The organism is Nocardia gamkensis NBRC 108242, assembly GCF_001612985.1.
Lineage (GTDB): Bacteria > Actinomycetota > Actinomycetes > Mycobacteriales > Mycobacteriaceae > Nocardia > Nocardia gamkensis.
Genome location: NZ_BDBM01000095.1, coordinates 1 through 9,322, shown reverse-complemented (window position 1 = coordinate 9,322; position 9,322 = coordinate 1). Strand labels below are relative to the sequence as shown.

Below are 9,322 nucleotides of genomic sequence, written 5' to 3'. Positions count from 1 at the left end.
GCGTCTTCGAGGCGATCCGGGCGGGCAAGGACTGACCGGGCAGCCCTGAGACGGCCGGTGGCGGACCTGTCACCGGCCGCACCCGTTAAGATTGCGTGAGGTGTGCCGGGAAGTCTGGTCGGCGAGCGGTCGCGCACCCGTTGAGCCGGTTCCGGTGGGTGCCGCCGCAGTGCTGCCCGGCCGCCGCCCGAAAGGTTTCCCGTGATCACGCGAGTGCACTCGGAATTGTCCCGCTACCTCCGCACGGAAACCGTCGGCGGCGCACTGCTTCTGATCGCGGCCGCGATCGCGTTGCTGTGGGTGAACTCGCCCTGGGCAGCGAGTTATGTGTCGATGACCGAGACGGTCGTCGCGATCCCGCCGCTGCACCTGGACCTGACCTTGGCCGACTGGGCCGAGGACGGTCTGCTGGCGGTGTTCTTCTTCGTCGCCGGACTGGAACTCAAACGCGAACTGGTCGTCGGCGAACTCGCCGACCGCAGACGCGCCACCCTGCCGGTCATCGCGGCGATCGGCGGCGTGATCACCCCCGCGCTGATCGCGGCGGTCGTCGGGTTCGGCATCCCCGGCATGGAGCGCGGCTGGGCCATCCCGGTCGCCACCGACATCGCGTTCGCGCTCGCCGTGCTGGCGCTGACCGGTTCACGCATCCCGGCGGGCGCGCGGGTGTTCCTGCTCAGTCTCGCGGTGGTCGACGACCTGATGGCGATCGTGGTGATCGCGGTGCTGTTCACCACGGCGGTGTCGCTGCTGTGGTTGCTCGTCGCGGCCGGATGCTTCGCCGGGTGGTCGATGGGGCAGCGCGCTCGGATCCGCACGCCCTTGCTCTATGTCCCGCTGGCATTGGTGTCCTGGTACGCGCTGCACGAGGCGGGCATCCATCCCACGTTGGCGGGCGTCGCGCTCGGCCTGCTCACCAGGGTGCGCCCGGATCCCGGAGAACTCCGAGCGCCCGCCACCCGGCTCGAGCACCTCTTCCAGCCGGTCTCCGCCGGGTTCTGCGTTCCGATGTTCGCCCTGTTCGCCGCCGGGGTTCCGTTGAATCCCACGGTGTTCGGCGAGTTGTACACCAATCGGCTCGCACTCGCCGTGATTCTCGGACTCCTCGTGGGCAAGCCCCTCGGGATCTTCGGGATGAGCTGGGTGGCAATCCGGTTGGGCGTCGCGAAGCGCCCCACCGGGCTCGGCTGGCGGGACATGTTCGCCCTGTCGGTGCTCGGCGCGATCGGCTTCACGGTTAGCCTTCTCGTGGCGGAGCTCGCGCTCGCCGGTGTCGCGGACGTCGAGTTGGCGAAAGCCGCTGTGTTGGTCACATCAATGGCGGCGTCGCTCGCCGGTTCGGCGCTACTGTTGCGGCGTGGGCGTGTCCACCAGGCTCGGCGGGACGCCCGTGCGCTAGAACGTGAACAGGACGGCGGCACGAGCGATCCGTCCGGAGGCGGTAGCCTGCGTGACCACGGAGGGCACCGGGAGCGCCGCCGTTCGAACGGGAGTTGAAGCAGTGCCGGGACAGGGAGAAGGGTCGACCAAGTGAGTTTCAACCACGGCGGTAACGGGAGCGGCGCGGAGCGCGGTCGTACGGTCACCTCCATTCCCCTCTCGGACGCCGATCCGCTCGGCTCCGCGAGCTTCGGGAGCCTGGTCCGCGACGCCGCCGAGCAGATGTCGACCCTGGTCCGCGCCGAGGTCGAACTGGCCAAGGCCGAGGTCACCGGTGAGATCAAGAAGGGCCTGCAGGGCAGCGTCTACTTCATCCTCGCGCTCACCGTGCTGCTGTTCAGCACCTTCTTCTTTTTCTTCTTCCTCGGCGAACTGCTCGACGTGTGGCTGGCGCGCTGGGCGGCCTTCCTGATCGTCTTCCTGCTGATGATCGTGGCCACCGCGGCACTGGCGTTCCTCGGATACCGGCGGGTGAAGAAACTGCGCGCGCCGGAGAAGACGATCGATTCGCTCAAGCAGGCGCGCACGGTGCTGCCGCACAGCTTGGGCGCGTCCGCGCACGACGACCGTCTCGCCCTGGAGAAGCCCGCTTCCTAGGCGCGTGCGCGGGCCGGTACGACGGCTACTAGGCTCGGTCGCCGTGTCGGCGAACTTGCTTCCGGATCCGTCCAGCGTCCGTTACGACGGACCGTGGACGCATCGGGACGTGCACGCCAACGGCATTCGATTCCACGTCGTGGACGCGGCGGCGCCCGAGCGGGCCGACGCTCCGCTGGTCGTGCTGCTGCACGGCTTCGCGGACTTCTGGTGGTCCTGGCGTCACCAATTGACCGGCCTGGCCGAGCTCGGTCACCGCGTTGTCGCCGTCGACCTGCGCGGCTACGGCGACAGCGACAAGCCGCCGCGCGGCTACGACGGCTGGACGCTCGCCGGTGACGTCGCCGGCCTCATCCGGGCGCTCGGCTACACCGAGGCGACGCTGGTCGGGCACGCCGACGGTGGACTGGTCTGCTGGACCACCGCGGTGCTGCATCCGCGACTGGTTCGCTCGATCGCGCTGGTCGGCTCGCCGCATCCGTCGGCGCTGAAGAGTTCCGTGCTGCGTAGCCGCCGCCAGCGCGCGGCCTGGCTGCCGAACTTCCTTCGCTACCAGCTGCCCCGGTACGGCGAGTACTTGCTGACCACCGCCGACGGCTTCGAGGTCGAGCGGCTGCTGCGTCAGCGGGTGAGCGTGGGATGGACCGGCACCGCCGAATTCGTCGACACCGCCCAGCGGATGCGTTCGGCGATCCGGATTCCCGGCGCCGCGCATTGTGCGCTGGAGTACCAGCGCTGGGCCTTCCGCAGCCAGTGGCGCCCGGATGGCCGCCGGTTCATGGCGACCATGCGCGAACCCATCCACATCCCGGTCCTGGCCATGCGCGGCGATCTGGACCCGTACGTGCTGGCGGGCACCTTCCGCCGCGATCCTCATCTCGCACCGGAGCGGCGACTGGTCACCATCCCGGCGGCGGGGCACTTCGCCCACCAGGAGAACCCGGACGCCGTGACGACGGAACTGGCCAAACTTCTGGCCTGAGCCGCGGGGGATGCCTCCCCGGCCACGGATGCCCGTGGCCGGGGACGCCGATTCAGCTGAGAACGCAGGCGCCGGTGTCCACCGCGGCGCTGACCCGTTCGGCCGCGTCGAGCTGCGCGCGGACCTCCGCGAGCGTGAGCACGTAACCGGTGTCGTCGTCGGTGACGGCGGCGCCGAAGACCACGCCGAGCACCTGCCCGTCGGTATCCACAAGCGGCCCACCGGAATTGCCCGCCCTGACCTGGCCGCGGACGGTGTAGACCTCGCGTTCGACGGTGCCGTTGCGGTAGATGGTCGGACCGGTCAGATCCAGCGTCTCGCGCACCCGGGCGGCGCTCGCTGTGTACGGGCCGCCACCGGGGTAGCCGAGCACGATCGCGCTGTCGCCCGACCGCGCGGGCGCCGGCGCGCGCGGGACCACCGGGGCGGTGAGACCGGGCACGGCGAGCACCGCGACGTCCTTGGACGGGTCGAACAGGACCACGTTCGCGTCCAGCGGGCCGCGCGGGGTGTCCACCGCGACGCTCGTGGTGCCCGCGACGACGTGGGCGTTGGTCATCACGCGCTCGGGCGCGATGACGAAGCCCGAGCCCTCCAGCGCCCGCTGGCAACTCGGCGCGACCCCGCGGATGCGCAGCACGCTCTGCTGGAGCGAGGCGGCGACCGGGCTGGCCAGCACGCTCGGATCGGGGGGTTCCACGGCCGCGATCGGCGCCCGTCCGAACGGCCCGATCACGTCCGGCAGGCCGGAGGTGTTGAGCAGCTTGGAGAACTCGTTGGGCAGCCTGCGCAGCCAGTTCGGCGCGACGTCGTTGACATCGGCGAGCACCCGAGAGCCGTTGATCGCCGTGGCGATGGCCGGCTGCGACGACGTGGCCAGCGGCAGCGCCAGCAGCCACGCGGTGACCAGCACGGCGACCGCCTGCAACACCGCGCCGACCGCGCTGTCCACGCTGCGCGTGAACGGATGACGCATACCGCTGCGCGCGGCGCGCCCCAGCACCATGCCCGCGACCTCACCGACGATCACCAGCACCACGATCAGCAGCACACCGGTGAGCACTCTGGTGCGGCCCTCGTCGACGTGCACCAGGATGTGCGGCGCGATCAGGATGCCCGCGACCGCGCCGAGCACCACACCGAGGAAGGCGAGCGCGGAGGCCACCGCGCCCTGGCGCCATCCCGAGGAGGCGGCCAGCAGCGCCAACAGCACGACGGCGATGTCGAGCCAGGCCGACGAACTCATAACGTCATCCCCACGGCGGCGAGTGCGGTCTCCAGATCACGAACGTCCCCGTGGTCCCACGCTCGGTCCCAGCCGCAGGCCTTGCTGATCCCGGCGAGGATGCCGCCGGTCAGACCCCAGACCAGCATCCCGTCGACCTGGAACGCCGGGCTCTGATAGCCCATGGGGCTGCGGACCAGGAAGCGGTTGACCGGATCCAGCAGCTGCGCGAGCGGGACGCGCACGACCCGCTCGGTCTCGCTCTGGTCGACCACCCCCACAGTGCCCGGTGTGCGCCAGTACGCGACCACCGGCGTGACGTCGAAGCGCGACGGCGGCACGAACAGTTTCGGCAGCACCGCGAACGGCTCGACACCGGAACGGTCGAGACCGGTCTCCTCGCACGCTTCGCGCAGCGCGGTATCGATCGGCCCGGCGTCGCCCGGGTCGACCGCACCGCCGGGGAAGGCCACTTGGCCTCGGTGCTGGCGCATGGTGGAGGCGCGCTGGGTGAGCAGCACCTCCGCGTCGGCGGGCAGTCCGCCCGGCGCGGCCGGGTCCGGCTCGGGCGAGCCACCGAACAGCACGAGCACCGCCGCTTGCCGCGGCTTCGAAGTCAGGGTCAGGGCGCGGCGCAGCACACGCTCCCTGGTCAGGGTGTCGGCGTCCTCCGTAGCCGGTTCGGCCGAGCGGGTCAGCCAATCCGGGATGCCGGGCGGCATTTCGATGCTCAACGCACACCTCCCCCGCGCATTCGCTCACCGGCCCGCGTGCACGCCCGCACCGTCACCTCCACCATTGATTCGTCCACCCGCATTGTCACGCGGCCACTCCGAGCTTGCCCGCGACCGTATTCGCGATGTCATCCACCCCGCCGAAAGCCCGCACCACGACATCGGCGACCGAGCCGTCGGCACGCACCAGCACCGAGATCGGCAATACCGCGGGGGCCCCTACGGCCGTACGCACTCGCGCGTCGGCGTCCGAAACGCCTGGCAACCGCACCTCCAGCCCACGCAGCCGGGACAGTGCCTTGGCCTCATCAGGGTCGCTGTGCACGGTCAGCACGGTAATCGCGTTCCCGGCGCGTTGGGCGTATTGCTGCAAATACGGCAACTCCTGGGCGCACGGTGCGCACCAGTAGGCCCACAGGTTCAGCAGAGCGGGCTTGCCCGCCAGCGCGGCGGCCAGGTCCACCGGCCTGCCGTTCGCCAGGCAATCCAGCGTTATCCCGGCCAGCGGCCCGCTGCCGGTGGCGGCGCCGCCGGGGCAGTCGGGCAAATGGGCGGCAGCGCGCAGGTCATCGGAGACGCCGGAGGCGGCGGGGGGCGACTGCGGCTGCTCCGTCGCCTCGTCGCCGCGCGGCCACACCGCGACCGCCAGCGCCACCACCACGATCAGACCTGCCAATGCCCAGCGCCACGCATGCCCCCTCCTCCTTCGGCCCGAGGGCTCCGAGCTCACCGGCCCACCAGCTCCAGCAGATGCTCGCGCTCCGGCCCTTTCACCAGCTTGGCCGCGGCCTCCGGATCGGTCGGCCCGATACCGAACGACGGGCAGTCCTTGACCAGGACGCAAGCGCCGCACGCCGGCTTGCGGGAATGGCAGACCCGCCGTCCGTGGAAGATCACCCGGTGCGAGAGCATCGTCCATTCCTTGCGCTCGATCAGCGCGCCGACGATGTGCTCGACCTTGACCGGGTCTTCCTCGTCGGTCCATCCCCAGCGGCGCACCAGACGGCCGAAATGGGTGTCGACCGTGATGCCCGGCACCCCGAACGCGTTGCCGAGGATGACGTTGGCGGTCTTGCGCCCGATGCCGGGCAGCTGGACGAGTTCGGTCAGGGTGTGAGGCAACTCACCGTCGTATCGTTCCAGCAGCGCTTGGCCGAGTCCGATCAGCGAGGCGGCCTTGTTCCGGAAGAAGCCGGTCGGCCGGATGTATTCCTCCAGCTCCGCGCGGTTTGCCTCGGCGTAGGCGCGGGCATCGGGGTACCGGGCGAACAGCGCGGGCGTGGTGAGATTCACCCGCTCGTCGGTGCACTGTGCCGAAAGTATTGTCGCGACCGCCAGTTCGAGCGGTGTGGTGAAATCCAGCTCACAATGCGCGTCGGGGAAAGCGGTCGCCAGTTCGCGGTTCATCCGGCGCGCGCGGCGGACCAGCCCGAGCCGGGTTTCCGCCTGTCGCGCCCTGGTTTTCCGTTGTGGAGCCGCGGCGGCGACCGGCGGCGTTCCGTTGGGATCGGAGCCGGGGGCAAGCCCGTTCCCGGCGGCGGTGGAGGGGGAGACGCGCACCCGTCCACCATACGGAATCGGCAGACAACGTTGCCCTTCCAGTTCAGTTGCCGTGTTCCATCTGAGACCTCGACGGTGTTTACTGCTCGTCATGCAAGGACTCGCTGTGGTGCTCTTCCCAGTGGTGCTGATGCTGTTCGCACTGGGTATGGAGCGGGTCGAGAACCGGCTCCGCAAGCTTCTCGAACCCGACGAAGAGGTTCAGCAGTACCTGGACAAGGCCAGTAACGCCGAGGTGAAAGAGCTGACGAAGCTCGGTCTGCCCGCCGCCGTGGCCCGGATGCGCAGGCGTCGCTCCCGCGGTGACGAGATGGACGTGGCCCGCGCGAGCTGACCCGGCGTGCGCGCCGCGCAATCCACTCGTTACGTGGTGTCCGTCACTACGCTGTAGTGACGCCGCGTAGACTGCGCTGTTGGCCGAGTCGCTTCGGTCCAGTACAGAGCCATTTCCCTAAGGAGCACATTCGTGGACGAGGCCCTCGCCAGAGCAGGCATCTTCCAGGGCGTCGAGCCCACTGCGGTGGCCGCCCTCGCCAAGCAACTTCAGCCGGTGGATTTCCCGCGCGGTCACGTCATCTTCAACGAGGGTGAGCCGGGCGACCGGCTGTATATCATCACGTCCGGCAAGGTGAAGATCGGACGCCGCTCGCCCGACGGCCGCGAGAACCTGTTGACCATCATGGGCCCGTCCGACATGTTCGGCGAGCTGTCGATCTTCGATCCGGGCCCGCGCACCTCCACCGCCACCACGGTGACCGAGGTGCGTGCGGTGACGATGGACCGCGACGCCCTCAAGACCTGGATCGACCAGCGGCCCGAGATCGCCGAGCAGTTGCTGCGCGTTCTCGCCCGCCGCCTGCGCCGGACCAACAACAACCTGGCCGACCTGATCTTCACCGACGTCCCCGGCCGGGTCGCCAAGGCGCTGCTGCAGCTCGCACAGCGCTTCGGCACTCAGGAGGCGGGCGCGCTGCGGGTCACCCACGACCTGACCCAGGAGGAGATCGCCCAGCTGGTCGGCGCCTCCCGCGAGACCGTGAACAAGGCGCTCGCCGACTTCGCGCATCGCGGCTGGCTGCGGCTGGAGGGCAAGAGCGTGCTCATCTCCGATTCCGAGCGCCTGGCCCGTCGCGCCCGGTAACGCACGGACTCCACGCCGAACGCCGGGTTTCAGCGCTCCACTGAACCCGGCGTTCTGTCGTTCCGGTTAGCCGTGCGCGCGCAGGTATTCCAGCTGCGCCTGCACCGAACTGCGCGCCGCGGGCCACAGCCGCTTGTCCACGTCGGCGTACACGCGCCGCACGACCGCCATCGCGCCCGCGTCCGCGCCGAGAACCCGCAGTGCCTCCCGCACCTGACCGAGACGCTCGTGCCGATGCGCGATGTAATACCGGGCGACCGGCTCCAGATCCGGGTGGTCCGGGCCGTGCGCCGGCAGCAACGCCTTGCCCCGGCCCGCCTCGACCAACCGGTCCAGCGAGGACAGATAGTCGGCCAGCGTGCCGTCGCTGGAGTCCAGCACGGTGGTGCCCGCGCCGAGGATCGTGTCGCCGGTCAGCACCGCGTCGTCGAGGACGAAGCTCACCGAGTCACCGGTGTGACCCGGCGTGGCCAGCACGGTGATGCGCAGGCCCGCCGCCTCGATCACCTCGCCGTCGACGAGGGGAGCGGACGAGCCGCGCAGGAAGCCGGAGTCCTTGGCGCGCACCGGCGTCCCGGTCAGCTCGACCAGCCGATCGATACCGCCGGTGTGGTCGTGATGGCGGTGGGTGATCAGCGTCAGCGCGATCCGGCCACCGGTGGCCTCGGCGATCGCGGCCGTGTGCGACTTGTCCTTCGGTCCCGGGTCCACCACCACACAGTCCGACCGTCCCGGCGCGCGCAGGATCCAGGTATTGGTTCCGTCCAAGGTCATCTGCCCCGGATTGTCGGCGAGCAGCACCGCCGCCGTCTCGGTGACCTGCCGGAGCTGCCCGTAGGCGGGGTGAGTCAACGTCATCGCAAAACCTCGGATAGAAACGGAGCCGACAGTTCCGGTCTAGCGCACCTCGGCGATCAGTTCGACTTCGACCGGAGTGTTGCGGGGAAGTTCGGAGACGCCCACGGCCGAGCGGGCGTGCTTGCCCGCGTCACCGAAGACCTGACCTAGGAACTCCGAAGCGCCGTTGATCACGACCGGCTGATCGCCGAATCCAGGTGCCGAGGCGACGAACCCGACCACCTTCACGATCCGCACCACCGCGTCCAGGCCCACCAGGTCGTGCACCGCCGCCAGCGCGTTCAGCGCGCACAGCCGGGCAGCCTCCTCGGCCTCCTCGATCGAGACCTCGGCGCCGACCTTGCCGACCGCGGACAACTGGCCGTTCACGAACGGCAACTGACCGGAGGTGTAGACCAGCGACCCGGTACGGATCGCGGGAATGTAGGCCGCGACCGGGGCCACGACCGGAGGAAGGGTGATTCCGAGCTCGGCGAGGTTCTTCTCCCACTGGGTCATCGCGTCACCGTCCTTCGCTACTTGGGCCGCTTGAGGTAGGCGACGTGCTGCTCACCGGTCGGACCGGGCAGCACGGTGACCAGCTCCCAGCCGTCGGCTCCCCACTGATCGAGAATCTGCTTGGTCGCATGCGTCAGCAGCGGCACGGTCGCGTACTCCCACAGGGTCGTATCACTCATGAGCGAGAAGCGTAGCTGTGTTCGATTTGCAGCGCCTTCGGCGCTGCGTGTTCGCGGCCCGGCTCGCGTGTGCGCGACCGCCGCTGGCGACTTCGTCGCGGACGCGAC

12 protein-coding genes are annotated in these 9,322 nt (G+C 69.8%); 5 read left to right on the top strand and 7 right to left on the bottom strand.

The features are described from left to right. Nucleotides 1-201 precede the first annotated feature (201 nt). From nhaA to NG1_RS34680, 3 genes are read left to right on the top strand one after another with little or no spacing between them, the layout of a single operon-like run. Complete coding sequence (gene nhaA / locus NG1_RS34690; RefSeq protein ID WP_062978086.1) at nucleotides 202-1,497, top strand: Na+/H+ antiporter NhaA; 1,296 nt, start codon at nucleotides 202-204, stop codon at nucleotides 1,495-1,497. A 33-nt stretch (nucleotides 1,498-1,530) separates the two neighbouring features. Then, nucleotides 1,531-2,037, top strand: coding sequence for a phage holin family protein (locus NG1_RS34685; protein WP_040864463.1), 507 nt, complete (start codon nucleotides 1,531-1,533; stop codon nucleotides 2,035-2,037). A 43-nt stretch (nucleotides 2,038-2,080) separates the two neighbouring features. Further along, entirely contained in the window at nucleotides 2,081-3,019 is a 939-nt protein-coding gene (locus tag NG1_RS34680; protein ID WP_062978084.1) for an alpha/beta fold hydrolase, read from the top strand. Nucleotides 3,020-3,071: 52 nt separating this feature from the next. Here the strand turns inward: NG1_RS34680 and NG1_RS34675 are convergent, their stop codons facing one another. The 4 genes from NG1_RS34675 to nth all read right to left on the bottom strand — a co-directional run bounded on the left by NG1_RS34675 (nucleotide 3,072) and on the right by nth (nucleotide 6,406). Beyond that, complete coding sequence (locus NG1_RS34675) at nucleotides 3,072-4,265, bottom strand: MarP family serine protease (protein WP_062978082.1); 1,194 nt, start codon at nucleotides 4,263-4,265, stop codon at nucleotides 3,072-3,074. Then, nucleotides 4,262-4,966, bottom strand: a complete 705-nt coding sequence (locus tag NG1_RS34670) for an NUDIX hydrolase (protein WP_062978080.1) — start codon at nucleotides 4,964-4,966, stop codon at nucleotides 4,262-4,264. The genes NG1_RS34675 and NG1_RS34670 overlap by 4 nt, the downstream gene beginning before the upstream one ends. 97 nt (nucleotides 4,967-5,063) lie before the next feature. Further along, nucleotides 5,064-5,654 (bottom strand): TlpA family protein disulfide reductase, encoded by a 591-nt coding sequence (locus NG1_RS34665; RefSeq protein WP_210750694.1) that lies wholly within the window; start codon nucleotides 5,652-5,654, stop codon nucleotides 5,064-5,066. 50 nt (nucleotides 5,655-5,704) lie between these two features. After that, complete coding sequence (gene nth, locus NG1_RS34660) at nucleotides 5,705-6,406, bottom strand: endonuclease III (protein WP_062978088.1); 702 nt, start codon at nucleotides 6,404-6,406, stop codon at nucleotides 5,705-5,707. A 223-nt stretch (nucleotides 6,407-6,629) separates the two neighbouring features. On the opposite strand from nth, the gene NG1_RS34655 reads away from it, so the two are divergent. After that, complete coding sequence (locus NG1_RS34655; RefSeq protein ID WP_040864458.1) at nucleotides 6,630-6,872, top strand: hypothetical protein; 243 nt, start codon at nucleotides 6,630-6,632, stop codon at nucleotides 6,870-6,872. A gap of 132 nt (nucleotides 6,873-7,004) precedes the next feature. Beyond that, a complete protein-coding gene (locus NG1_RS34650; RefSeq protein WP_039794544.1) occupies nucleotides 7,005-7,679 on the top strand; it encodes a Crp/Fnr family transcriptional regulator in 675 nt (224 codons plus the stop codon). A 66-nt stretch (nucleotides 7,680-7,745) separates the two neighbouring features. On the opposite strand, the gene NG1_RS34645 is transcribed toward NG1_RS34650, so the two are convergent. Genes NG1_RS34645 through sp36 form a run of 3 tightly spaced genes read right to left on the bottom strand, consistent with a single transcriptional unit; the run spans nucleotide 7,746 to nucleotide 9,214 of the window. After that, nucleotides 7,746-8,537 (bottom strand): MBL fold metallo-hydrolase, encoded by a 792-nt coding sequence (locus NG1_RS34645; protein WP_062978078.1) that lies wholly within the window; start codon nucleotides 8,535-8,537, stop codon nucleotides 7,746-7,748. Between the two features lie 39 nt (nucleotides 8,538-8,576). Beyond that, nucleotides 8,577-9,035, bottom strand: a complete 459-nt coding sequence (locus NG1_RS34640) for a RidA family protein (protein ID WP_062978076.1) — start codon at nucleotides 9,033-9,035, stop codon at nucleotides 8,577-8,579. A 17-nt stretch (nucleotides 9,036-9,052) separates the two neighbouring features. Then, complete coding sequence (sp36, locus tag NG1_RS37315) at nucleotides 9,053-9,214, bottom strand: Sp36 family protein (RefSeq protein ID WP_085994820.1); 162 nt, start codon at nucleotides 9,212-9,214, stop codon at nucleotides 9,053-9,055. Nucleotides 9,215-9,322 lie beyond the last annotated feature (108 nt).